At 60.8% G+C, this 22137-nt stretch carries 28 protein-coding genes; 10 read left to right on the top strand and 18 right to left on the bottom strand.

From position 1 onward, the window contains the following. The first annotated feature begins 319 nt into the window (after positions 1-319). Positions 320-646, top strand: a complete 327-nt coding sequence (locus ABFB52_RS07190; RefSeq protein ID WP_064593889.1) for a DUF3077 domain-containing protein — start codon at positions 320-322, stop codon at positions 644-646. Positions 647-701: 55 nt separating this feature from the next. On the opposite strand, the gene ABFB52_RS07185 is transcribed toward ABFB52_RS07190, so the two are convergent. From ABFB52_RS07185 to ABFB52_RS07175, 3 genes are all read right to left on the bottom strand, one after another. Then, complete coding sequence (locus tag ABFB52_RS07185; RefSeq protein WP_129973910.1) at positions 702-989, bottom strand: type II toxin-antitoxin system RelE/ParE family toxin; 288 nt, start codon at positions 987-989, stop codon at positions 702-704. 11 nt (positions 990-1000) lie between these two features. Continuing rightward, entirely contained in the window at positions 1001-1291 is a 291-nt protein-coding gene (locus ABFB52_RS07180; RefSeq protein WP_007954962.1) for a Phd-YefM, read from the bottom strand. Between the two features lie 173 nt (positions 1292-1464). Then, on the bottom strand, positions 1465-3366 hold the full coding sequence (locus tag ABFB52_RS07175; protein ID WP_085748161.1) for a potassium transporter Kup: 1902 nt from the start codon (positions 3364-3366) through the stop codon (positions 1465-1467). A 287-nt stretch (positions 3367-3653) separates the two neighbouring features. Here ABFB52_RS07175 and rimO point away from each other — a divergent pair, with 287 nt between their 5' ends. From rimO to tsaA, 6 genes are all read left to right on the top strand, one after another. Then, positions 3654-4991 carry a 30S ribosomal protein S12 methylthiotransferase RimO gene (gene rimO / locus ABFB52_RS07170; protein ID WP_102686585.1) on the top strand — a complete coding sequence of 446 codons (1338 nt, stop codon included), beginning with the start codon at positions 3654-3656 and terminating at the stop codon, positions 4989-4991. 111 nt (positions 4992-5102) lie between these two features. Then, positions 5103-5576, top strand: a complete 474-nt coding sequence (locus ABFB52_RS07165) for a GNAT family N-acetyltransferase (RefSeq protein WP_129973912.1) — start codon at positions 5103-5105, stop codon at positions 5574-5576. 84 nt (positions 5577-5660) lie between these two features. Beyond that, positions 5661-6371, top strand: coding sequence for an rRNA pseudouridine synthase (locus ABFB52_RS07160; RefSeq protein ID WP_102686584.1), 711 nt, complete (start codon positions 5661-5663; stop codon positions 6369-6371). Between the two features lie 73 nt (positions 6372-6444). After that, positions 6445-6912: a DUF1456 family protein gene (locus ABFB52_RS07155; RefSeq protein WP_085748159.1), complete on the top strand. Its 468-nt coding sequence runs from the start codon at positions 6445-6447 to the stop codon at positions 6910-6912. A gap of 156 nt (positions 6913-7068) precedes the next feature. Continuing rightward, positions 7069-7839 carry an SDR family oxidoreductase gene (locus tag ABFB52_RS07150; protein WP_085748158.1) on the top strand — a complete coding sequence of 257 codons (771 nt, stop codon included), beginning with the start codon at positions 7069-7071 and terminating at the stop codon, positions 7837-7839. 59 nt (positions 7840-7898) lie between these two features. Further along, on the top strand, positions 7899-8597 hold the full coding sequence (gene tsaA, locus ABFB52_RS07145; protein ID WP_165369569.1) for a tRNA (N6-threonylcarbamoyladenosine(37)-N6)-methyltransferase TrmO: 699 nt from the start codon (positions 7899-7901) through the stop codon (positions 8595-8597). Positions 8598-8722: 125 nt separating this feature from the next. On the opposite strand, the gene fpr is transcribed toward tsaA, so the two are convergent. After that, positions 8723-9502, bottom strand: a complete 780-nt coding sequence (gene fpr, locus ABFB52_RS07140) for a ferredoxin-NADP reductase (RefSeq protein WP_007908723.1) — start codon at positions 9500-9502, stop codon at positions 8723-8725. 144 nt (positions 9503-9646) lie between these two features. On the opposite strand from fpr, the gene ABFB52_RS07135 reads away from it, so the two are divergent. After that, positions 9647-10573 carry a LysR family transcriptional regulator gene (locus ABFB52_RS07135; RefSeq protein ID WP_011332748.1) on the top strand — a complete coding sequence of 309 codons (927 nt, stop codon included), beginning with the start codon at positions 9647-9649 and terminating at the stop codon, positions 10571-10573. On the opposite strand, the gene ABFB52_RS07130 is transcribed toward ABFB52_RS07135, so the two are convergent. The 3 genes from ABFB52_RS07130 to ABFB52_RS07120 all read right to left on the bottom strand — a co-directional run bounded on the left by ABFB52_RS07130 (position 10570) and on the right by ABFB52_RS07120 (position 12626). Then, positions 10570-10932 carry a diacylglycerol kinase gene (locus ABFB52_RS07130; protein ID WP_003222276.1) on the bottom strand — a complete coding sequence of 121 codons (363 nt, stop codon included), beginning with the start codon at positions 10930-10932 and terminating at the stop codon, positions 10570-10572. The genes ABFB52_RS07135 and ABFB52_RS07130 overlap by 4 nt on opposite strands. 75 nt (positions 10933-11007) lie before the next feature. Then, complete coding sequence (gene erdR, locus ABFB52_RS07125) at positions 11008-11658, bottom strand: response regulator transcription factor ErdR (RefSeq protein WP_102686582.1); 651 nt, start codon at positions 11656-11658, stop codon at positions 11008-11010. Between the two features lie 224 nt (positions 11659-11882). After that, positions 11883-12626, bottom strand: coding sequence for a tRNA-uridine aminocarboxypropyltransferase (locus ABFB52_RS07120; RefSeq protein WP_007954936.1), 744 nt, complete (start codon positions 12624-12626; stop codon positions 11883-11885). Between the two features lie 189 nt (positions 12627-12815). Here ABFB52_RS07120 and ABFB52_RS07115 point away from each other — a divergent pair, with 189 nt between their 5' ends. After that, positions 12816-13241, top strand: coding sequence for a PA3611 family quorum-sensing-regulated virulence factor (locus ABFB52_RS07115; protein WP_085748156.1), 426 nt, complete (start codon positions 12816-12818; stop codon positions 13239-13241). Here the strand turns inward: ABFB52_RS07115 and ABFB52_RS07110 are convergent, their stop codons facing one another. Then, on the bottom strand, positions 13242-13436 hold the full coding sequence (locus tag ABFB52_RS07110; protein ID WP_007954932.1) for a hypothetical protein: 195 nt from the start codon (positions 13434-13436) through the stop codon (positions 13242-13244). 353 nt (positions 13437-13789) lie between these two features. Between ABFB52_RS07110 and ABFB52_RS07105 the strand changes: the two genes are divergently transcribed. After that, entirely contained in the window at positions 13790-14908 is a 1119-nt protein-coding gene (locus ABFB52_RS07105; RefSeq protein WP_102686581.1) for a TIGR00730 family Rossman fold protein, read from the top strand. Positions 14909-14988: 80 nt separating this feature from the next. Here ABFB52_RS07105 and recX read toward each other — a convergent pair whose 3' ends face one another. From recX to ABFB52_RS07055, 10 genes are all read right to left on the bottom strand, one after another. Then, positions 14989-15459, bottom strand: coding sequence for a recombination regulator RecX (gene recX / locus ABFB52_RS07100; RefSeq protein WP_039771298.1), 471 nt, complete (start codon positions 15457-15459; stop codon positions 14989-14991). Positions 15460-15467: 8 nt separating this feature from the next. Next, a complete protein-coding gene (recA, locus tag ABFB52_RS07095; RefSeq protein ID WP_003222269.1) occupies positions 15468-16526 on the bottom strand; it encodes a recombinase RecA in 1059 nt (352 codons plus the stop codon). Positions 16527-16609: 83 nt separating this feature from the next. Beyond that, positions 16610-17110, bottom strand: a complete 501-nt coding sequence (locus ABFB52_RS07090) for a CinA family protein (RefSeq protein ID WP_102686580.1) — start codon at positions 17108-17110, stop codon at positions 16610-16612. Between the two features lie 68 nt (positions 17111-17178). Beyond that, a complete protein-coding gene (locus ABFB52_RS07085; protein WP_102686579.1) occupies positions 17179-17709 on the bottom strand; it encodes a lysis system i-spanin subunit Rz in 531 nt (176 codons plus the stop codon). Then, positions 17691-18254, bottom strand: a complete 564-nt coding sequence (locus tag ABFB52_RS07080) for a glycoside hydrolase family 19 protein (RefSeq protein ID WP_085748151.1) — start codon at positions 18252-18254, stop codon at positions 17691-17693. Before ABFB52_RS07080 ends, ABFB52_RS07085 begins: the two co-directional genes overlap by 19 nt. A 174-nt stretch (positions 18255-18428) precedes the next feature. Further along, positions 18429-19577: a tail fiber protein gene (locus ABFB52_RS07075; protein WP_129973911.1), complete on the bottom strand. Its 1149-nt coding sequence runs from the start codon at positions 19575-19577 to the stop codon at positions 18429-18431. A 10-nt stretch (positions 19578-19587) separates the two neighbouring features. After that, positions 19588-20187 carry a putative phage tail protein gene (locus ABFB52_RS07070; protein WP_085748149.1) on the bottom strand — a complete coding sequence of 200 codons (600 nt, stop codon included), beginning with the start codon at positions 20185-20187 and terminating at the stop codon, positions 19588-19590. Next, a complete protein-coding gene (locus ABFB52_RS07065; RefSeq protein WP_102686578.1) occupies positions 20175-21218 on the bottom strand; it encodes a baseplate J/gp47 family protein in 1044 nt (347 codons plus the stop codon). Before ABFB52_RS07065 ends, ABFB52_RS07070 begins: the two co-directional genes overlap by 13 nt. Further along, positions 21208-21606 carry a phage GP46 family protein gene (locus tag ABFB52_RS07060; protein WP_085748147.1) on the bottom strand — a complete coding sequence of 133 codons (399 nt, stop codon included), beginning with the start codon at positions 21604-21606 and terminating at the stop codon, positions 21208-21210. The genes ABFB52_RS07065 and ABFB52_RS07060 overlap by 11 nt, the downstream gene beginning before the upstream one ends. Continuing rightward, positions 21606-22115, bottom strand: a complete 510-nt coding sequence (locus ABFB52_RS07055; RefSeq protein WP_102686577.1) for a phage baseplate assembly protein V — start codon at positions 22113-22115, stop codon at positions 21606-21608. Before ABFB52_RS07055 ends, ABFB52_RS07060 begins: the two co-directional genes overlap by 1 nt. Between the last annotated feature and the right edge of the window lie 22 nt (positions 22116-22137).

The raw sequence follows: 22137 nt of genomic DNA, 5'->3' as shown, positions 1-22137 counted from the left end.
GCATACCTTGTAGGCAAACTCCTAATCTCGTGTTTGGGCACTTTGCCGCCCTATTGCGCTGTTTTTTGACGGGATACTCTCCAGAGGTCGCTGACCCATTCAGTGATCGGGTGTGGTAACCCGGCAAGGCAAAGTGCAACAGCATTCCCAACACGACTCAGGTGTTTTTACGCCTGTAATTCCGAGTCATGGCGGCTGTGCGTGGGAGACCTTCGGGTCTGCCGGTTTTTTTGCTCCCCCGGTTTACCACCCTGCGTACAGCTGCCACCCATTCGTGTGGTAACGAATGCGGCAGCTCCTCGTTTTATGGAGCGAAACAATGAGCAAACAAAGTCCTTCATCACCTTCAGACCTGACGACCATCGGTTTCACCTCTTTCCTCTACAGCTCGGATCAGGCGTTACTCAACGTTCGCTCCGGCGTCCCCATCGTCGAAGCACTGTCCCAGGCTTCAGACCTGTTGTTCCTCGCCAAATCCTTCGCCGAGGACGCCGCCTACGACAAGGAAAGCGACCGCCACGCCTGGGCCGCGCATTACCTGACGATAATCGGCAAGGCCTTGGTAGACGACGTGATGAAGGCCCTGATGCCGCGACCTGCGCGAACGAAGACCGAATCTGAGGCAGAGCTGCCAGAAAGCATGTAACGGCGCAAAAACGAAAAAGCCCCCGCCAGCCGCAAAGCTGACGGGGGCTTATTGTTCAGAGGCGCTTTTCGGCAGCGCCATAAACCTCTTCGTCACGTCGAGCACCCACCGCAACAATCAACACCTGGATGGCCCGGCCATCGACTCTATAAACGATTCGCGTATCGCCCGTTCGTATTCGTCTGCAACCCGCAAGACTGGCTCTCAAAGGCTTGCCACTTTTGTCCGGCTCGCCATGGATGATCCGTTCCTCGATTACATCCAGAATCCGGTTGGCGACTGCTGATCCCAATTGATCAAGATCACCTTGGACTTCCGGATGATAAATCACTCCCCAAACCATCCAGCGCTCCCTTAATCCTTCCGGGCGTACCTTGCCCGCATATCCTCATGGCTGACAGCCTTGGTCTGATCAAAATTGCTCAGACGCTCACGGGCTGCCGCTTCGATGCGAAGGTTCTCAAGTTCATCCAGCATTTCCTGATAGGCCTGCACGTTGATGATGACCGCTGCCGGTTGATTGTCCTTGAAGATGACCAGACGCTCAGTGGCACGACTGGAAATCTCCTTGAGCTTCGCGCTGAAGCTCCTGACCATGGCAGTCACGGAAATAGCCTGGTCAGCACGCTCTAATAATGCCGTCATAATCACCCCTCACTCACATGCTGATGCGTACGTTAATGCACAGAGTATTGTGCTGAATTAAACATAGTGCAACTTGCTGTTTCCTCTATCCGACCAAGCACTGATAAACCGGACGCGCACAAAAAAGCCCCCGCCAGCCACAAGGCTGACGGGGGCTCTTCGATGACGCCGGTTTACATCTCCACCTGCGTCCCCAACTCAATCACCCTATTCAGCGGCAGATTGAAGAACCGCAGGTTCCCATTGGCATTCTTCAACATGAACGCAAACAACGCTTCACGCCAACGGGCCATGCCTTCAAGTTTCGAGGCAATGACCGTTTCGCGGCTGAGGAAGTAAGTCGTACGCATTGGGCTGAAGTCGAGGTCATCCAGATGGCACAGTTTCAGTGCCTGCGGCACGTCCGGTTCGTCGGTGAAGCCGAAGTGCAGGATCACCCGGAAGAAGCCTTCACCGTGAGCCTCGACTTCGAAGCGTCGGGATGGCGGGACGCGCGGGATGTCTTCGTAGACCACCGTCAGCAGCACCACTTGCTCATGCAACACCTGGTTGTGCAGCAGGTTGTGCAACAGCGCGTGCGGCACCGCGTCGGAGCGGGCGGTGAGGAACACGGCGGTGCCCTGCACGCGGTGCGGTGGCTGCACGCGGATGCTGCTGATGAAGATCGGCAGCGGCAGCGCGCCCTCGTCGAGGCGCTCGACCAGCAGTTGCTTGCCGCGCTTCCAGGTGGTCATCAGCACGAACAGCGCGATACCGGCGATCACCGGGAAGGCACCGCCCTGGACGATCTTCGGCACGTTGGCGGCGAAGTACAGGCCGTCCACCAGCAGGAAGCCGAGCAGCACCGGCACCGCCAGAATCGGTGGCCATTTCCACAGCAGCAGCATGACTGCCGAGACCAGAATCGTGGTCATCAGCATCGTGCCGGTCACCGCCACGCCGTAGGCCGAGGCCAGGGCGCCGGAGGATTCGAAGCCGATCACCAGCAACACCACGCCGACCATCAGCGACCAGTTCACGGCGCCGATATAGATCTGGCCCTGCTCGTCGCTGGAGGTGTGCTGGATGTACATGCGCGGGATGTAACCGAGCTGGATCGCCTGGCGGGTCAGGGAAAATGCGCCGGAAATCACCGCCTGGGAGGCGATCACCGTGGCCAGGGTCGACAGACCGACCAGCGGAATCAGCGCCCAGCTCGGCGCCAGCAGGTAGAACGGGTTACGCGCCGCTTCCGGGTTCTCCAGCAGCAGGGCGCCCTGACCGAAATAGTTGAGCACCAGCGCCGGCAGCACCAGCAGGAACCACGCACGGGCAATCGGCTTGCGACCGAAGTGGCCCATGTCGGCGTACAGCGCTTCGGCACCGGTCAGCGCCAGCACCACGGCACCGAGGATGGCCACGCCCATGCCGGTATGAACCATGAAAAAGCGCACGGCCCAGACCGGGTTCATCGCGTGCAGCACTTCCGGGTAGTGGCTGATACCGTAGACGCCGAGGGCGCCGAGGACAAGGAACCAGGTGACCATGATCGGCCCGAACAGAATGCCGATCCGCGCCGTTCCGTGCTTCTGGATCAGAAACAACCCGACCAGCACCACCAGTGACAGCGGCACCACCCAGTGGTCGATGCCGTCGAAGGCCAGGCCCAGACCTTCAATGGCCGAGAGCACGGAAATCGCCGGGGTGATCATGCTGTCGCCATAGAACAGCGCCGCGCCGATCAGCCCGCAGACCACCAGCAACGTACGCAACCGCTTGCGCCCCGCCGCTGCCCGGCGAGCCAGCGCGGTGAGCGCCATGATCCCGCCTTCGCCCTGGTTGTCGGCGCGCAGGACGAACATCATGTACTTGATTGAAACGACCCAGATCAGCGACCAGAAAATCAGCGACAGAATGCCGAGCACTCCGTCGTGATTGACAGGCACGCCGTAAGCGCCGGAAAACACTTCTTTGAGGGTGTACAACGGGCTCGTGCCGATGTCGCCGTAAACTACCCCGACCGCCGCGACCAGCATGCTCAGCGGCTTGGTGGCCGAACCTTCGGCGCCTGCCGCGTGACTACTTGCCTGACCCATCCAACACTCCTGATTCCCAGACCGGCTTCTTAGATGAAGCACTATGCTTTGTGTGCAGCATGCGCGTTTTTACGCCCTGTAACAGACGTTTTCTTGACTGTAAAAATTCAGTAAAGCGCAACGGCGCGAAGCATAGCGCAGCACTCGTCGTATTTCCCTGCATAAAGCTGGTCAAGTGCGCTGCTCGTCGCTAGAATTGCGCACTTTTTGATCAGAGGCGCACTTCAAGCGCCCGTCCGTCGGTTCCTGAACAAGGTAATCGATGTCACAAAACACCGAGGTTAGACATGTCCACCACTCCTGCGCCGGCCAATCCAAAGGTTGGCTTCGTTTCTCTGGGTTGCCCGAAAGCACTGGTCGACTCCGAGCGCATCCTGACCCAGCTGCGCATGGAAGGCTATGACGTGGTGTCCACCTATCAGGACGCCGACGTGGTCGTGGTCAACACCTGCGGCTTCATCGACTCGGCCAAGGCCGAATCGCTGGAAGTCATCGGCGAAGCGATCAAGGAAAACGGCAAGGTCATCGTGACCGGCTGCATGGGCGTGGAAGAAGGCAATATCCGTGACGTGCACCCGAGCGTGCTGGCCGTCACCGGTCCGCAGCAGTACGAGCAAGTGGTCAACGCGGTGCACGAAGTCGTGCCGCCGAAGCAGGATCACAACCCGCTGATCGACCTGGTGCCGCCGCAAGGCATCAAGCTGACCCCGCGCCACTACGCGTACCTGAAGATTTCCGAAGGCTGCAACCACAGCTGCAGCTTCTGCATCATCCCGTCGATGCGCGGCAAACTGGTCAGCCGTCCGGTTGGCGACGTGCTCGACGAAGCCCAGCGTCTGGTCAAGTCCGGCGTGAAGGAACTGCTGGTGATTTCCCAGGACACCAGTGCCTACGGCGTTGACGTCAAATACCGCACCGGTTTCTGGAACGGCGCGCCGGTGAAAACCCGCATGACCGAACTGTGCGAAGCGCTGAGCACCCTCGGCGTCTGGGTCCGTCTGCACTACGTTTACCCGTACCCGCACGTTGACGAGCTGATCCCGCTGATGGCCGCCGGCAAGATCCTGCCGTACCTGGACATCCCGTTCCAGCACGCCAGCCCGAAAGTCCTCAAGTCGATGAAACGCCCGGCGTTCGAAGACAAGACCCTGGCGCGGATCAAGAACTGGCGCGAGATCTGCCCGGACCTGATCATTCGTTCGACCTTCATCGTCGGCTTCCCCGGCGAAACCGAAGAAGACTTCCAGTACCTGCTGAACTGGCTGACCGAAGCCCAGCTCGACCGCGTCGGCTGCTTCCAGTATTCGCCGGTCGAAGGCGCTCCAGCCAACGATCTGGATCTGGAAGTGGTTCCGGACGACGTCAAGCAGGATCGCTGGGAACGCTTCATGGCGCACCAGCAGGCCATCAGCTCGGCGCGCCTGCAAATGCGCATCGGCCGTGAAATCGAAGTGCTGGTGGACGAAGTCGACGAGCAAGGCGCGGTCGGGCGCTGCTTCTTCGATGCCCCAGAAATCGACGGCAACGTGTTCATCGACAACGGCAGCAACCTGAAGCCGGGCGACAAAGTCTGGTGCAAGGTGACCGACGCCGACGAATACGACCTCTGGGCCGAACAGATCTAAGCGCGAAAAATACAGAAAGCCCCGCTCTCTTTTACGAGATGCGGGGCTTTTTTACGGCTAGAGTTTGTGAGGGGAAGGACTCCCTCATCCATGACAAAGAGGCTATCGGGCATGCGTCACCACTCGGTCATCCACACGCCGAAACTCAGCGATTATCAGGAACTGACCCGGATCTGGGAGGCCTCGGTCCGCGCGACTCATGATTTCCTGCCGGAATCCTACATCGAGCTGCTGAAGAATCTGGTGCTGACCCGCTACCTCGACGCAGTGATGCTGATCTGCACCCGGGACAGCCATCAGCGCATCACCGGGTTTGCCGGGGTCGCGGCAGGCAAGATCGAAATGCTGTTCATCGACCCGGCCCATCGCGGCCAGGGCCTTGGCAAGAAACTGCTGAAGTACGCGATGGAGCACCTGAACGCCGACGAACTGGACGTCAACGAACAGAACCCGCAGGCCCTGGGGTTTTACTTCAAGCAAGGGTTCGAGGTGATCGGCCGCTCGGAAGTCGATGGCATGGGCCAGCCGTATCCGCTGTTGCACATGCGCCTGAAACAACCGGAGCAGCGCGCCGTACGCGGCTAAAAGCCACACGGCGCAAATGCAATCGGGCTTAACCGGCCCCAGGCAGGTACAATGCCCACCCCTTTTTTTGTTACGGCCCCTGTCATGACTGACCCGATTCGCCTCTCCAAACGCCTCATCGAGCTGGTCGGTTGCTCCCGCCGGGAGGCCGAGCTGTTCATCGAGGGCGGCTGGGTCACCGTGGACGGCGAAGTCATCGACGAGCCGCAGTTCAAGGTCGGCGACCAAAAGGTCGAGCTCGACAAGGACGCCAAGGCCACCGCGCCGGAGCCGGTGACCATCCTGCTCAACGTGCCGGCCGGCATGGATGTCGACAGCGCCATGCAGTCGCTGAACGCCGAAACCCTCAGCGTAGAACACCGCTACGGCAAGCGTCCGCTGCGCGGGCACTTCCTGCGCCTGACCGCCAGCGCCGACCTGCAACCCAAGGCCAGCGGCCTGCTGGTGTTCACCCAGGACTGGAAGGTGCTGCGCAAGCTCACCGCCGACGCGGCCAAGATCGAGCAGGAATACGTGGTCGAAGTCGAAGGCGACATGGTTGCCCACGGCCTCAATCGCCTGCAGCACGGCCTCACCCACAAGGGAAAGGAACTGCCGCCGGTCAAGGCCAGCTGGCAGAACGAAAACCGTCTGCGCTTCGCCATGAAAAACCCGCAGCCGGGGATCATCGCCCAGTTCTGCGAAGCGGTCGGCCTGAAGGTCATCGGCATCCGCCGCATCCGCATCGGCGGCGTGTCCATCGGCAAGGTGCCGGTCGGCCAATGGCGCTACCTGTCCGGCAAAGAGAAATTCTAAGGCTCGCAAGCCACCCTACATTCCGGCATCGCGCCCCGCTCGGTGCCCACAGCGAACAATCAGGATTGCACACATGGTTCACAACGACGTTCTGCGCAGCGTGCGCTACATGCTCGACATCAGCGACAAGAAAGTGGTCGAGATCATCAAACTCGGCGGCCTGGACGTCACACTTGCCGATGTCGTGACGTACCTCGACAAGAAAGAAGAAGACGAAGAAGGTTTCGTGCGCTGCCCGGACGAAGTCATCGCGCACTTCCTCGACGGTCTGGTGATCTTCAAGCGCGGCAAGGACGAAAGCCGTCCGCCGCTGCCGATCGAACTGCCGGTGACCAACAACATCATCCTGAAAAAGCTGCGCGTGGCCTTCGAACTGAAGGAAGACGACATGCACGCGATCCTCAAGGCTGCCGACTTCCCGGTGTCCAAGCCTGAGCTGAGCGCATTGTTCCGCAAGGTCGGCCACACCAACTACCGCCCGTGCGGCGATCAGTTGCTGCGCAATTTCCTCAAGGGGCTCACGCTCCGCGTGAGAGCGTAAAGCAGCGACAGGCGTCGAGCTGCAAGCTTTTACTGGGAGCTCGACGCTCGCAACTTGAAGCTGGCCCTATGGCCTCCCATTCCTTCCAAAAATAGTGGCTCCGCTTTTCGCAGCCGGCGACTAGGGTGTACTGAACCCTAGCCCTCAGGATTCGCCATGCACCCGTATTTTTCCCTGCAAGGCCGCACCGCCCTGGTGACCGGCGGCACCCGTGGTATCGGCAAAATGATCGCCAAGGCGTTTGTCGAAGCAGGCGCCCGCGTGTACGTCTGCTCCCGTGACGCGGAAGCCTGTCATCAAACCGCTGAAGAACTCAGTGCCCTGGGCACGTGTCATGGCATGGCGGCGAATCTGGCGACAGAAGAAGGCGTGAAAGAGCTGGCCGCGCGACTGGGCGAGCAGATCACTCATCTGGACATTCTGGTGAACAACGCCGGCACCACTTGGGGCGCGCCGCTGGAGAGCTACCCGGTCAAGGGCTGGGAGAAAGTCATGCAACTCAACGTGACCTCGGTGTTCAGTTGCATCCAGCAGTTTCTGCCGTTGCTGCGCCAATCCGGGTCGGCGGCCAATCCGGCGCGGATCATCAACATCGGCTCGGTAGCGGGGATCTCGTCTTTCGGCGAACAGGCCTATGCCTACGGACCGAGCAAAGCGGCTCTGCATCAACTGTCGCGGATTCTCGCCCGGGAACTGGTGAGCCAGCACATTAACGTCAATGTCATCGCGCCGGGACGCTTCCCGAGCAAAATGACCCAGCACATCGGCAGCGACCAGCAGGCGCTGGCCGAAGACACTGCGCTGATCCCGATGAAACGCTGGGGGCGTGAGGAAGAGATGGCAGCGCTGGCGATCAGCCTGGCGAGTACCGCCGGGGCGTACATGACCGGGAATATCATTCCGCTGGATGGCGGGTTTAGTCTTTAGGTCGGCGACGCGGCCGGACGGGTTATCATGCCCGCCCTGCTCCGCTTCGAATGCAAACCATGACTTACAGCGTCTCCCCCATCGGCTTCGTCCGCTCCTGCTTCAAGGAGAAGTTCGCCATCCCGCGCCAGCCGCAACTGGCACCCGCCGCCCGTGGCGTGCTGGAACTGGTGGCACCGTTCGATCAGGGCGACGCGGTGCAGGGACTGGAGCAGGTCAGTCATGTCTGGCTGCTGTTCCTGTTCCATCAGGCGCTGGAAGACAAGCCGCGACTCAAAGTCCGCCCTCCGCGCCTCGGTGGCAACAAGTCGATGGGCGTGTTCGCCACCCGCGCCACGCACCGGCCGAACGGCATCGGCCAGTCGGTGGTGAAGCTGGACAAGGTCGAGGCCAACCGCCTGTTCATTTCCGGCATCGACTTGCTGGACGGCACGCCGATTCTCGACGTCAAACCCTACGTGCCGTACGCCGACATCATTGCTGACGCTTCCAACAGCATCGCCAGTGCCGCGCCGCAACTGATCGACGTGCAGTGGACGGACGCGGCGCTGCAACAGGCGCACACGCACGCTCAGCGCCTGGCCGAGCCGCTGGTCGAGCTGATCGAGCAGTGCCTGGCCCAGGATCCGCGCCCGGCCTATCAGACGCCCGCGCCCGAACGCGAATACGGCGCGCAGTTCTGGGATCTGGATGTGCGCTGGCACTACCCTGTGCCTGAGCAGATCCGCGTTCTGGAAGTCATCCCCGCCGCTGACTGAATCGCGAAAACGAAAAAGCCCGCGCTGCCTTCTCAGGCAACGCGGGCTGATCGTTCCCACGTCGAGGCGTCGAACCGTCTGCGTGGGAATGCATCCAGTGACGCTCTGCGTCACCTATAAACAGCTTACTTCTCGACGAATGCGCGCTCGATCAGGTAGTCACCCGGCTCGCGCATCCGCGCCGAGATCTTCAGGCCGAAGCTGTCGAGCACTTCGCTGGTCTCGTCGAGCATGCTCGGGCTGCCGCAGATCATCGCGCGGTCGTCCTGCGGGTTGATCGGTGGCAGGCCGATGTCGCTGAACAGCTTGCCGCTGCGCATCAGGTCGGTCAGACGGCCCTGATTCTCGAACGGTTCGCGGGTCACGGTCGGGTAGTAGATCAGCTTGTCACGCAGCGCCTCGCCGAAGAACTCGTTCTGCGGCAGGTGCTCGGTGATGAATTCGCGGTAGGCGACTTCGTTGACGTAACGAACACCGTGAACCAGGATCACTTTCTCGAAGCGCTCGTAGGTTTCCGGGTCTTGGATCACGCTCATGAACGGCGCCAGACCGGTGCCGGTGCTCAGCAGATACAGGTGCTTGCCCGGGTTCAGGTCGTCCAGCACCAGGGTGCCGGTCGGTTTTTTCGAGATGATGATCTCGTCGCCTTCCTTCAGGTGCTGCAGCTGGGAGGTCAGCGGACCGTCCTGCACCTTGATGCTGAAGAACTCGAGATGCTCTTCCCAGTTCGGGCTGGCGATCGAGTAAGCGCGCATAAGCGGGCGGCCGTTTGGCTGTTGCAGGCCGATCATCACGAACTGACCGTTCTCGAAGCGCAAGCCCGGATCGCGGGTGCACTTGAAGCTGAACAGAGTGTCGTTCCAGTGATGAACACTGAGGACACGCTCGTGGTTCATGTTGCTCATGTACGTGGGACTCCTGGAGATTGATCTGCGCCTGCCCGGCTCGTGTTGAAGAATGCCGACGGTGCGCAATTGCATCGCATTCTAATAGCGCCGACAATATCTGTTAACTGGATTATTAAGATAAGGGTTATCGGTTATATCGATATGCGATTTACTCTTCGTCAACTGCAAGTCTTCGTCGCCGTCGCCCAGCAGGAAAGCGTGTCCCGTGCTGCGGGTCTGCTCAACCTGTCGCAATCGGCTGCCAGCACGTCCATCACCGAACTGGAGCGCCAGTCCAGCTGCCAGCTGTTCGACCGCGCCGGTAAACGCCTGAGCCTCAACGCCCTCGGCAAACAGTTGTTGCCACAAGCGGTGGCCCTGCTCGATCAGGCCAAGGAAATCGAAGACCTGCTCAACGGCAAATCCGGTTTCGGCTCGCTGTCGGTGGGCGCGACCCTGACCATCGGCAATTACCTGGCGACCCTGCTGATCGGCGGTTTCATGCAGCGCCACCCCGAAAGCCAGGTGAAGCTGCATGTGCAGAACACTGCCAATATCGTGCAACAAGTGGCTCATTACGAAATTGATCTGGGTCTAATCGAGGGCGATTGCAGCCACCCGGACATCGAGGTGCAAAGCTGGGTCGAGGATGAACTGGTGGTGTTCTGCGCCCCACAGCATCCGTTGGCCAAGCGCGGCAGCGCGACCATGGAGGAATTGACTCATGAAGCATGGATTTTGCGGGAACAGGGGTCGGGGACGCGCCTGACCTTCGATCAGGCGATGCGTCATCATCGCAGCGCGCTGAACATCCGGCTGGAGCTGGAACACACCGAAGCGATCAAACGCGCGGTGGAATCAGGTCTGGGGATTGGCTGCATCTCGCGCCTGGCGCTGCGTGACGCCTTCCGTCGCGGCAGCCTGGTGCCGGTGGAGACGCCGGATCTGGATCTGGCGCGGCAGTTCTATTTCATCTGGCACAAGCAGAAGTACCAGACCTCCGCCATGCGCGAATTCCTCGATCTGTGCCGCGCCTTCACCGCCGGGGTCCAGCGCAGCGACGAGATCGTTCTGCCGAGCATCGCTTAAAGCAGAATCACCGCCCACACCAGCGCGATCATGCTCAGTGCCACGAATTGTGCGGCACTGCCCATGTCCTTGGCGTTCTTGGACAGCGGGTGCAACTCCAGCGAGATGCGGTCGATGGCCGCCTCCACCGCTGAATTCAACAGCTCGACGATCAGCGCCAGCAGGCACACGGCGATCAGCAGCGCCTGCTCGACCCGGCTGACATTGAGGAAAAACGTCAGCGGAATCAGTACCACGTTAAGCAGCACCAACTGGCGGAATGCGGCTTCGCCAGTGAAGGCGGCGCGCAAGCCGTCCAGCGAGTAACCGGAAGCGTTGAGGATGCGTTTCAGGCCCGTCTGGCCCTTGAAAGGTGACATAAAGTAGATAACCGACCGAAAGGAAGTGGGGAAGCTAGATCAACGAAAGTCAAAAAAGCGTGAAGACGCCAGTGCTTACTGGCTCGGAATTGACTCAAGTTGTTGCAGCAGTAAAGCTGCCTGGGTCCGGGTCCGCACGTTCAACTTGCGAAAAATCGCCGTGACGTGGGCCTTGATGGTCGCTTCCGACACACTCAGCTCGTAGGCGATCTGCTTGTTCAGCAAGCCTTCGCAGACCATGGTCAGCACCCGGAACTGCTGGGGTGTCAGGCTGGCGAGGCCATCGCTGGCGGCTTTGGCTTCATCCGAAACGCTGACCGCTTCGAACGCCTGGGGCGGCCAGAACACGTCGCCATCCAGCACTTTGCGCACCGCTTCCTGAATCACGCTCAGGTCGCTGGATTTGGGGATGAAACCACTGGCACCGAATTCCCGAGACTTGACCATCACCGAGGCTTCTTCCTGGGCCGAAACCATCACTACCGGAATCTGCGGGTACTGACCGCGCAGCATCACCAGCCCGGAAAACCCGAAAGCGCCCGGCATGTTCAGGTCCAGCAGCACCAGATCCCAGTCAGCCTTTTCGGTCAGGCGGGATTCCAGTTCGGCGATGCTCGCCACCTCCACCATGCGTACGTCCGGGCCAAGGCCCATCGTCACCGCTTGATGCAGTGCGCTACGAAAAAGAGGGTGATCATCGGCAATCAGGATGTCGTATGTGGCCATTTTTCAAATGATCCTGTTTTTGATGGCAGGCTCGCGCATTCGAGCCGTGCCAAGGCAAATCCAGACACCGCCCGGCAGCGGCATCCACAGGGGCACGTTCAACGCCAATCACGAACAAAAACGGCGTTTCAAACCTTGGCCGCACCCCAATCGGCGCCAAGCATGACCAGCGAAGCCGGGGTGGTCAAGCCGCACGGCCACTGCTTTAGCAGTATGGGCCAGGATCAGGCCGGTACTGGCGCCGCGTTTCGGATATAGGGCAGCAATTCGGCGTGGGCCGGCGTCGACACATTGACGTCCAGTTGCTGCTTGGCCCCCAGGTAATGCTGGCTGAACACATCGAAATAGGCATCCAGCGCCGATGCCGCGTCCGAATCACCGGCCAGCTCCAGGCACAGCGCCGCCACTTCGGCGGTGCACAGGTGCTCGCTGCGGGTCGAGCGGCGCAGGCGATAGCGCGAGAGTTTGTCGGGCAACAGGCTGAGTATCGGCAAACGGTCGAAATACGGGCTCTTGCGGAAAATCTTCCGGGCTTCGGTCCAGGTCGCATCCAGCAGGATGAACAGCGGGCGCTTGCTGCTATCGAGATCCACGGTGTTGGTCACCCGCGAAGGTTCGACGTACTCGCCGGGGAACACCAGATACGGCTGCCATTGCGGGTCGTTCAGCAGCGCCAGCAGTTGCTCGTCGGGCTCGGTCCGCGACCAGATGAAGGCATGGTTGTCGCGCACGATGTCGGCGATCAGCCAACCGGTGTTACTTGGCTTGAACACTTCCTTGCCGGTCATGATCAGGCAAACGCCCGAGCGTGTATCGACGGTTGGCCGCCAGGCGCACAGGCAATGGCTGATGATCACCCGGCAATCGCGGCAGCGCGGGGAGCGAAAGCCACGGGCCTGGATCGGCTTGATGCCTTCGTCCTCGCGCTGATCGCGCAGGCGGGCCACGGCGTTGGGGGCATGATTCATCGCAGGCGGCACCGGCAGACAGGAAAACTCGACACGAACGACACTCGGCAGGGCAATAAAGGGCGGCAGTTTACCAGAGCGACGGGCACAAGCCTGTACCCTCCCGACCGGCTCCCCTATAATTCGCCGCCACTGAACGCACAGTCACGTGGCTGGTCGAACCACCAGTCACTGAACCAGGAGAGTTTCATGCTGCGCCTTATCGTTCCCACCGCTGCCATTCTGCTGGCCTCGTCCTTCAGCGCTCAGGCTGCATCCCTGAGTGAGCAGAATCTGAACCGAGAGCTGCGCAATGTCGCCGCACAAAGCAGCGTCGGCACGCCACGGGCGATCAACGAAGACATTCTTGATCAGGGCTACACCGTCGAAGGCACCACGCTGGTCAATCACCTGAGCGTGCAAAAGAGCCACGCCGACAAAATGCGCGCCGATCCCAAAGCCGTGTATTTTCAGCTGGGCGCCTCGGTCTGCAACAATCCGTCGTACCGCAAGCTGATGGCCAAAGGCGCGATCATGCGTTATGAATTCACCGAAGTGAAAAGCAACAAGGCGATCGGCTCCGCCAGCTACCAGGAATCGGATTGCCCGAAAGCGGCTCCAGCGAAGAAGAAGTAATCATCTCGACGTGGCGCGCCGCTGTTCATCCTCGGCGCGCAGTTCGGCCAGCAAGGCCTGCAAGTACCGCGAGCGGCGATCCCCTCCCGCCAGGCGTCGGCAGCACTCCTCTTCGAGACTCACATGGTTGGTCTCGGCCGATGCTTTCAACAACCGATACAGCTGCGTATCGATCTCCAGAATGACTCTGGTCATGTGTCCTGCCTCCTTGCCACCCGCAAATCCTTGAATAGCGTGCACCTTGCGTACGGTCGTTGACGCAAAGTTATCGTACGGCGCCTTTAACTTAGTAAATCAGAGCATTCAGCCCTCGACGTGGCATCGGACGAGCGGTGAAAACACTTCGAAAAGCGGCAATAAGCAGTTGCCAGGAAAGACTTTGCGGCGCGATGTTCAATGAGCGAAAAATGCTTTGAGGGTCTAGATTCAACGTATTCCCGTTCATTTTTCTAACGGCAGGAAAGGAGCTGCCGGATGTTTGTTTTCTTGCAGCGCGGCACTGACGCCGCACGTCAGGGCCGGAAGCTCTGTGCAGAAGGAGAAGTTGCATGCCTTACCAACCGAATGACCTGCTCAGCCGCCATTTTCAGGAAAGCGGCCACGACCTCATCAGCAAGGTCGAAGAACAACTCAACCTGGTATCACCCAACAGCCCGAATTCCCCCATCTACCGCGACATGATCCTGACCGTGCTGCGCATGGCCCAGGAAGACCACAACCGCTGGAACGCCAAGATCACCCTGCAAGCCCTGCGCGAACTGGAGCAGGCGTTTCGCACGCTTGAACAGTTCAAGGGGCGACGCAAGGTCACAGTGTTCGGTTCGGCTCGCACCCCGGTCGAACATCCCCTTTACGCCATGGCTCGGGAACTCGGAGCCTCGCTGGCCCGCTCGAACATGATGGTCATCACCGGTGCCGGCGGCGGAATCATGGCCGCCGCCCATGAGGGTGCCGGCCGCGATCACAGCCTGGGGTTCAATATCACCCTGCCCTTCGAACAACATGCCAACCCCACCGTGGACGGCACCAATAATCTGCTGCCGTTCCACTTCTTCTTCACCCGCAAGCTGTTCTTCGTCAAGGAAGCCGATGCGCTGGTGTTGTGCCCCGGCGGGTTCGGCACCCTGGACGAAGCGCTGGAAGTGCTCACGCTGATCCAGACCGGCAAAAGCCCTCTGGTGCCGGTGGTGCTGCTGGACGCACCGGGCGGGACTTTCTGGCAAGGCGCGCTGGACTTCATTCGCCAGCAACTGGAGGAAAACCGTTACATTCTGCCGACCGACCTGAAGTTGGTGCGCCTGGTCTACAACGTTGAAGAGGCGGTGGAGCAGATCAACCAGTTCTACGGCAACTTCCACTCCAGCCGTTGGCTCAAGCGCCAGTTTGTCATTCGCATGAACCACAAGTTGAGCGATCAGGCCCTGGAGCATATGCAGGAAGCGTTTGCCGATTTGTGCCTGAGTGACCAGTTCCATCAACACGCCTACGCCGGCGAAGAGCACGACGATGCTCAATTCAGCCACCTGACGCGCCTGGCATTCGCCTTCAATGCCCGGGATCACGGGCGTCTGCGGGAGCTGGTGGACTACATCAACCTGCCGGAAAACTGGGCCCACTCAAAACCCCAAACCGCGCAACGCACTCGCGAACCGTCGAAGGTAACGTGAAGGCAAAAAAAAACGGCCCGCTATCGAAATAGCGGGCCGTTTTTATTTTTCAGATGAAGCTGAGCTGAAGCTGGAACAATTTAATCGTCCATCCCTCTGCCGCTGAACAAGCGGTTGATCATCTCCATCGAGAATCCCCGGTACGCCAGGAATCGACCTTGTCTGGCGCGTTCCTTGGCATCGCCAGGAAGCTGTCCGGAGAACTTCCGTTGCCACGTGTCTGTTAGCTGTTCTTGCCAGTTGATACCGCTCTCGCGCAAGGCGAGTTCGATATCGGCGCGTTGCAAACCGCGCTGGCTCAGTTCTTCACGAATCCGCAGTGGGCCGTAACCGGAGCGGGCGCGATAGGAAACAAAGCTTTCAAGATAACGGGCTTCGGAAAGCAGCCCTTCTTCCGTCAAACGGTCGAGGGCTGTTTCGATCATCTCGGGGGGAGCGCCACGCTGACGCAGTTTGCGCGTCAGCTCAACTCGACCATGCTCGCGGCGTGCGAGCAGGTCCATGGCGGTTCGCCGCACCGCGACGAGGGTATCGAGTACGGCGGTTGTCATCGGTGCAATCAGATGTCAGCGTCAGCCAGGTCGTCTTCGGTCTCTTTGACCGCAGAAGCCTTGGAGTCGGCGATCACGGCTGGCGACAGCAGTTTGTCACGCAGTTGCTTCTCGAGCTTGGCCGCGACTTCCGGATTGTCCGCCAGGAACTTGGCCGAGTTGGCCTTGCCCTGACCGATCTTGGTGCCTTCGTAGGCATACCAGGCGCCGGACTTCTCGACGAAACCGTGCAGCACGCCCAGGTCGATCATCTCGCCGTTCAGGTAGATACCCTTGCCGTAGAGAATCTGGAACTCGGCCTGACGGAACGGCGAAGCGACCTTGTTCTTCACAACCTTGACGCGGGTTTCGCTGCCGACCACTTCGTCGCCTTCCTTCACCGCGCCGGTACGGCGGATGTCGAGACGAACCGAAGCGTAGAACTTCAGCGCGTTACCACCGGTGGTGGTTTCCGGGCTGCCGAACATCACGCCGATCTTCATGCGGATCTGGTTGATGAAGATCACCAGGCAGTTGGCGTTCTTGATGTTACCGGTGATTTTACGCAGCGCCTGGGACATCAGACGGGCTTGCAGGCCCACGTGCATGTCACCCATTTCGCCTTCGATTTCAGCCTTTGGCACCAGTGCGGCCACGGAGTCGACGATGATCACGTCAACGGCGTTGGAGCGCACCAGCATGTCGGTGATTTCCAGGGCCTGTTCGCCGGTGTCCGGCTGGGAAACCAGCAGGTCGTCGACGTTGACGCCCAGCTTGCCGGCGTACTCAGGGTCGAGGGCGTGCTCGGCGTCGACGAAGGCGCAGGTCGCACCGGCTTTTTGAGCCTGGGCGATCACGGACAGCGTCAGTGTGGTTTTACCGGAAGATTCAGGACCGTAGATTTCAACGATACGGCCTTTTGGCAGGCCGCCGATGCCGAGTGCGATGTCCAGACCCAGAGAGCCGGTGGAAATGGCCGGGATCGCCTGACGGTCCTGATCGCCCATACGCATTACGGCACCCTTGCCGAATTGACGTTCGATCTGACCCAGGGCCGCAGCCAAGGCTTTCTTCTTGTTGTCGTCCATTAAAGTCCTCACGTAATCAATAAGGCCTGACGGCCAACACCTGTATAAGTAGCCAGTATTATTCCACAGCGTTCACGGATCGCCTACCCCTGATTTTCGATTTCTCGTGCCGCTAGTCGCAGCAAGCCCTCTAGCGCGGCCTTCACCGTTTGTCGGCGGACTTCGTCGCGGTTGCCGGGGAAGTGCTGGACCTCGCTGGAAACCGTGTCGCCCACACCCCACGCCAGCCAGACGGTGCCCACCGGTTTGTTCGGCGAACCACCGTCCGGCCCGGCCACGCCGCTGACCGCCACGGCAAACCGCGCCAGGCTTTTTTCCCGGGCGCCGCGCACCATGGCCTCGACCACTTCGCGACTGACCGCGCCCACGGTGCCGAACAGCTCCATCGGTACATTCAGCTGCTGGGTTTTCTGGCGGTTGGAATAGGTCACGTAACCCGCCTCAAACCACGCCGAACTCCCCGGAATGCGGGTGATGGCTTCGGCAATCCCGCCACCGGTGCAGGACTCGGCCGTCGTGACGTGGGCATTGAGCAATTGCAGACGTCGGCCAAGTTCGGCCGCCAGTTGGGTGATTTCTTTCACGGCGCGCTCCGGATCGGATGGAATGGGTACCACCGTACACGAGCCGGTTGCGCTTTCAATACACAAGCTTATTCAAAATGTGCAGGCGCCAGCGCTCTGATATAGGCCTGACAGGCCTGCAAGGCAATCAGTCCGCGGTCGCCTTCGCCGGTGATGGCGACAATTCGTCGAGCATGCGCCGGGTCAAGTCGGGCGCGTACGGCTGCATGATCCACGCCGCCGGCGCCGGAGGTGGCTGGCACACCGCAGCCTTGGGCAGCGTCGCCTGCGTCGATGAGGACTGACAGGCGCAGATCAGCAGTGGCAAGACGATCGCGCAGGCGATCCTGATCACGTTGGGCATCGTTCAGTGCTCGATAATGGGTTTGTTCACTGGCCGTGAGCCGTTGCTCCAGGGCCAGGCGCTTGTCCTGCTCGGCCTGTTGCGCTGTGGCGGCGGTCAGAGTCAATTGATTGAGGGCTTCGGCATGCAGCCGGGCCTGCTCGGCCAGCCGCCCTTCGTAGCGCCAGTCCTGGACCTGCCAGGCCAGCGTCGCCAAACCACCGGCCAGCAGCAAAGCGCCGATGACACACCAGAACTTCAGACCGAAGGCTGGCATAACACCGCCCTCGCCCGCGCCCAGATGTCGAGGCGATCCTGCAAGCCGTTCAACCCGCCGTTGATCCGCCGGGTAATGCTGTTGAACTGATCCTGATCCGCCAGTTCGTTCAAGCCATTCTTCTCCCAGAACCACGCCGCGGACTCCGCCGCCCATTGCGGTTGTTCGAGCAACTCAGGCAAGGCCAGCAGGCGCTCGTCACCGAAAAGTCCGAGACTGCACTGACGATAATTGCTGCGCCCGGTGATCTGGATCAGCCCGCGCCCGCGATACTTCTGCCCGTCGCCGTCAGCCTCGGGCGTGTTGCCCAGGCGCAAGGCCAGCGTACCGGTGTCGTATTTGCTCAGGTACTGGTTGTTGCCCAGCTCACGTACGTACTGCAATTGCCCGGACTCGTGTCCGATCTGAGCGAGAAACGTAGCGATGCGTTTCGGTGTATCGATGCGATGGCGGGCCATGGCGTCGTTGAGCGGTGAAACAAAAACGCCCGCTTGGCGGCGGGCGTTGGGCATGATGTTGAGTAGGTTGTCTTCAGTAATTTGCATAATGCTCGGTCCTCCCTGGATGCTCCGATTGAACCATGGCTGCAGGCTGATGCCAGCCAGCCATTTTTTGCCAGAATTTTCAGGAGTACCGTCGTTCGCTCCCGTGACTGACAAATGGAAAGGCGAAACCGAAGTGATCCGCAGGCACGCACTGTGCTGCCTGCGGTACCCGGTTCAGTACTTGATGACGTAAAGCAGCGCGACGTTTCGTGGGCGTGCTTCATTGCCCCCGTCTGCAGCGATCGTCACCGCGTGGGTGTGATCACCCACAGCGTTGACCGTGATCGCGTGCGAGTGATCACCGGCCGCGTTGATATAGAGACCGTGCGCGTGATTACCGCCTGGAGCCGTGACGGCGGCATAGTCACCAGGGCCACTGCCCGTACCCTGACGGCCATAGGAAGTGTTGTTACCCGAAGCCAGAATGCCGTGCTGGTGATCCCCGGACTCATTGGTGATACCGGAGTGGGCGTGATTGCCGGCAACGGACGCCGAAGCACCGTGGGCATGCGCCCCTGCCGCCGCCGCCGAAGCGCCGTGGGTATGCGAAAGGTTATGACCGGCCTGGGCACTGCCCAGAACTCGAGCATTATCGACCTTGCGACCATCGTCCCAGCCCCGCACGAACTCGCCGCGCAGATCCGGCAGGGCAAAAGTCGTGCTGCCATTACCGGCCCCGAATCGCGTGCCGATCGCCGCAAAGAGCGCCGCATATTGCGTGCGGGAAACAATGTCACCATTACATTTGAGCCATCCCTTGGGCGGCTCTGCCGTGGCTACGGTTTTGATATCACCAATGTCACTGCCGGTCTGTTTGACCATGCCGGTGCTCGCGATCATCACCCATACGCCACCGGCAATGGTGCTGTTCCACTGCACCCACACGTCGCCGGATGCCGTGATCTCCCCTTCCTGAACCGCGTTGTGGTCAACCCCGACAATCGGTTTGGCCGCCAGTCCGTTGGCCGAGAAGGTACTGGCACCGGTGTTGGCATTGAGGGCCTTGAAACGCAGCACCAACCCGTCCACCACATTGAGAACGACCGGCGCATAGTTGGCGCGATAGGCATTGGCTGTGCCCGTGTCCATCGCGTAATCGACCAGCCCGGTCTGATTGATCCTGCGCACAGCCAGCAACAGTTGCCCCAGATCGACTTCGTCGGGAGTCACACCGGCGCCCTTGATCACGCCCAGCAATTCATCGGTGACGGAGTTGCCCCAGATCGCCGGAATCAGCGAACCGGGCGTTCCCGCCACCGGGTTTTCATCGACAAACTTGCCATTGACCAGTCCAACGCTGGGCACACTCTTTGGATAATCCATTATTCATTCCTTAGTCATAATTGATCTGCACCTGCGTATGAGCCGGTGCGCTGCGGTGAATCAGGCATTCCAGGGCAGAGCCCGGGTTCATGCCAAAACGTTCGCCCCAGTAACTGGCGCCATAACGACGGCCCAGCGACAGGCGCCCACCGGTGTTGAGTACCCACATGAACTGCGCCTTCCAGGTCCCGAAATGCGCCTGACCAAACCTTGAGCGCCCCATGCGGGGTGCCCGAAGTTCGGTGACGGTGGCGTCCGGATAGCCCTGGCTGCGAGCGATCTGAATGAAATACGCGGCCGTCTGTCCGCCCACCGCCAGCAATCGCCGGCGTACGGCAAGGCGTCGATCGTCGTACAGGGGCGTAGCGCCAAGGCACGGATCCGGCAGGTTCATGACCCGTTCCCAGTCCGGCACCAGCTCGCTGACGCCAGCCGGATCCATCTCGTTCAGCAGGACGATGGCGCGCGCATCCAGTCGTGCCAGCTCCGCAGCGATGCCATCGAGCACCTGGCCCAGTTCCGGCAGACGCTCCAGTTCCCAGGCCGGACCACTGGGCAGCAGGCTGCGCAGTTGACTGCGGTATTGCTCGGCATTTCTCAGGACAGCCATTCGCAACCTCCAAAGGTCAGCAACTCGTTGCTGGCGGCTGTCACGTTGGCTTTTGGAGAGGTGAGCGAGTGGTCGGTCTCACCGGTCGCACTGCTGATGGCTTCGGAGATATGGCTGAGCAACAAGGTCTCCCCCAGCCCGGCTTCTCGGTTGTGCAAGTCACGCAGCTGACTTTCGATCGCTGCCCGCACTGCGCTGGTATCGGGGGTGATGCGCAGCTTGTAGCTGACCAACACTTGCACCGGGGCGAGCACCCGCACATCCGCCGTCACCGGCCGCAACTGTTCGATATAGGCCTGTACTTCAGCGAGCTGCTCGTCATTGGGGATGGGCTGCGCATCGTCGTCCCGCATGACGAATACGCCGACCGTGCCCGGCCCCAGGAAGTTGCCGCGACACCATGCCCGGGTGATCCCGGGGCACTCCAGCGCCCATGTCTCGTAGTCCTGGGCCGAACCGCCGTGAGGAATGAGGCGGTAGGAGCGGATCACCCGCGAACGCAGGGACTCCAGACTTTCCCGGGCGATGCCGCCCGTCAGCCCGGGTGCCAGGACGGTAAAGCTGTTACCGGCAATGCCCAGAATCGGTTGCACCGGCACCAGTGTCAGCCCGGCATCGGCATTGCCCTGGCTACCGGGATCCAGGGCCGCAATGGTCGTGCTGTTGACGCCGTTGCTGGTGGTGCGTGCGGCAGTGACCCGGTAAGTCCGGCCGTCATTCGATTGCAGCAACGTGTCGACATCCAGCACCGCCCCGGCGCTGGCACTGAAGCTGACGCTGCCGGTGGCAACCTGCGCGGATTTGCGCGGCTGGTTCAGACGCAGGGCGGCGATCCGTTCCAGGGTCGACTCATCGGCCGTATCGGGCAGGATCTGCTCGGCGATCCAATCGAGATAGCCATACAGTCCATAGACCGCACCACCGAGGGTGCGGGCCAGGACTTGCGCATCGGACTGGCGCAGCGAATCGCCGGCCAGGTCGCTTTGGGTGCGCTTGATCAGCACCGGCAGCGAAGGGGTTTCAAACGGCATAGATCACCTGCCAACTGTTTTCGGGGTTGATGTCCAGGCGCTCGCCGTCGGCCAGGGTCAGGACCGTGCGCAGGTTCAGGCGCTGGGCGTCGAGGCGTTCGCTGATGATGTCGATGGCGCTGCAATGGCCGTCGTCGATCAGCCATTGCAAGGCTTCACGGGCGTAGAACTCGGCGTCCATCTGTGTCTGGCGGGTCAGCTTGACCCGACGCAGCAGCCACAGCCGCGAACCGATGCGGTCATTGGCCACGGTGGGAAAAGTGTCGCCCCACCAGCCGTAACGTTCCTCGTCGTCGAGGGCATCGTCGTCGGCAGCGCGGCGCCAGGTAAAAAGGCTGATCAACACCGCGCGAGTCAGCGCGGCGTGCAGGTTTTGACTGATAAACATCACTGGCCTCCCGCCGGCGCACCGGTCTGGCCGCTACCGGCCTGCACGCCGACGTGCACGTGCTTGATCTGGCTGATGCCGCCGGCCACCTGATCGCCGGTGGACAAGATCTTGCCGGTCTGGTTGATCACCGGTGTGTCGAAGTTCACGGCCGTACTTGCGCGGATATTGAGCGTGGCGGTTTCGATGTCGATGATCCGCCCGCGCTTGAAGTGGATTTTGTCGCCCTCGTCGGTGTAGATCGCCACCTCGCCGGCCGCCAGCGATTGCAGGCGGTAACGGCGGTCAGCGACCACCAGGGCGATGGCATGAGAGCGGTCACCGCCGAGAAACGTGACGACGCCTTCGGCACCGGCCAATGGATGGCTGGTGAAACCGTAGGGTTCGAAGTGCTCCACGTCGTCGTTCACTTCACCGGCGGTGAGGCGCATTTGCAGCGATTGCAGCTTGGAGGCCGAACTGGCGAGCACGACAGTGCCGCGCGCCAGCAGGCGTGTCAGTAGGCTCATAGGGTTTCCTTGGAGGGAGGTG

Source organism: Pseudomonas sp. 9.2(2024), assembly GCF_039695385.1.
GTDB classification, from domain to species: domain Bacteria; phylum Pseudomonadota; class Gammaproteobacteria; order Pseudomonadales; family Pseudomonadaceae; genus Aquipseudomonas; species Aquipseudomonas paraglycinae.
This window is presented reverse-complemented; position numbering and strand designations above follow the sequence as displayed.

Coding starts and splice junctions, on each gene's coding strand:
- ABFB52_RS07080 (WP_085748151.1), bottom strand. CDS start 18,254: ATGCAAATTACTGAAGACAACCTACTCAACATCATGCCCAACGCCCGC.
- recX (WP_039771298.1), bottom strand. CDS start 15,459: ATGACAACCGCCGTACTCGATACCCTCGTCGCGGTGCGGCGAACCGCC.
- ABFB52_RS07190 (WP_064593889.1), top strand. CDS start 320: ATGAGCAAACAAAGTCCTTCATCACCTTCAGACCTGACGACCATCGGT.
- erdR (WP_102686582.1), bottom strand. CDS start 11,658: ATGGCCACATACGACATCCTGATTGCCGATGATCACCCTCTTTTTCGT.
- ABFB52_RS07110 (WP_007954932.1), bottom strand. CDS start 13,436: ATGACCAGAGTCATTCTGGAGATCGATACGCAGCTGTATCGGTTGTTG.
- ABFB52_RS07085 (WP_102686579.1), bottom strand. CDS start 17,709: ATGCCAGCCTTCGGTCTGAAGTTCTGGTGTGTCATCGGCGCTTTGCTG.
- ABFB52_RS07115 (WP_085748156.1), top strand. CDS start 12,816: ATGCTGCGCCTTATCGTTCCCACCGCTGCCATTCTGCTGGCCTCGTCC.
- rimO (WP_102686585.1), top strand. CDS start 3,654: ATGTCCACCACTCCTGCGCCGGCCAATCCAAAGGTTGGCTTCGTTTCT.
- ABFB52_RS07070 (WP_085748149.1), bottom strand. CDS start 20,187: ATGGCTGTCCTGAGAAATGCCGAGCAATACCGCAGTCAACTGCGCAGC.
- ABFB52_RS07175 (WP_085748161.1), bottom strand. CDS start 3,366: ATGGGTCAGGCAAGTAGTCACGCGGCAGGCGCCGAAGGTTCGGCCACC.
- ABFB52_RS07150 (WP_085748158.1), top strand. CDS start 7,069: ATGCACCCGTATTTTTCCCTGCAAGGCCGCACCGCCCTGGTGACCGGC.
- ABFB52_RS07055 (WP_102686577.1), bottom strand. CDS start 22,115: ATGAGCCTACTGACACGCCTGCTGGCGCGCGGCACTGTCGTGCTCGCC.
- ABFB52_RS07135 (WP_011332748.1), top strand. CDS start 9,647: ATGCGATTTACTCTTCGTCAACTGCAAGTCTTCGTCGCCGTCGCCCAG.
- ABFB52_RS07180 (WP_007954962.1), bottom strand. CDS start 1,291: ATGACGGCATTATTAGAGCGTGCTGACCAGGCTATTTCCGTGACTGCC.
- recA (WP_003222269.1), bottom strand. CDS start 16,526: ATGGACGACAACAAGAAGAAAGCCTTGGCTGCGGCCCTGGGTCAGATC.
- ABFB52_RS07155 (WP_085748159.1), top strand. CDS start 6,445: ATGGTTCACAACGACGTTCTGCGCAGCGTGCGCTACATGCTCGACATC.
- ABFB52_RS07065 (WP_102686578.1), bottom strand. CDS start 21,218: ATGCCGTTTGAAACCCCTTCGCTGCCGGTGCTGATCAAGCGCACCCAA.
- fpr (WP_007908723.1), bottom strand. CDS start 9,502: ATGAGCAACATGAACCACGAGCGTGTCCTCAGTGTTCATCACTGGAAC.
- ABFB52_RS07075 (WP_129973911.1), bottom strand. CDS start 19,577: ATGGATTATCCAAAGAGTGTGCCCAGCGTTGGACTGGTCAATGGCAAG.
- tsaA (WP_165369569.1), top strand. CDS start 7,899: ATGACTTACAGCGTCTCCCCCATCGGCTTCGTCCGCTCCTGCTTCAAG.
- ABFB52_RS07160 (WP_102686584.1), top strand. CDS start 5,661: ATGACTGACCCGATTCGCCTCTCCAAACGCCTCATCGAGCTGGTCGGT.
- ABFB52_RS07130 (WP_003222276.1), bottom strand. CDS start 10,932: ATGTCACCTTTCAAGGGCCAGACGGGCCTGAAACGCATCCTCAACGCT.
- ABFB52_RS07165 (WP_129973912.1), top strand. CDS start 5,103: ATGCGTCACCACTCGGTCATCCACACGCCGAAACTCAGCGATTATCAG.
- ABFB52_RS07105 (WP_102686581.1), top strand. CDS start 13,790: ATGCCTTACCAACCGAATGACCTGCTCAGCCGCCATTTTCAGGAAAGC.
- ABFB52_RS07060 (WP_085748147.1), bottom strand. CDS start 21,606: ATGTTTATCAGTCAAAACCTGCACGCCGCGCTGACTCGCGCGGTGTTG.
- ABFB52_RS07120 (WP_007954936.1), bottom strand. CDS start 12,626: ATGAATCATGCCCCCAACGCCGTGGCCCGCCTGCGCGATCAGCGCGAG.
- ABFB52_RS07185 (WP_129973910.1), bottom strand. CDS start 989: ATGGTTTGGGGAGTGATTTATCATCCGGAAGTCCAAGGTGATCTTGAT.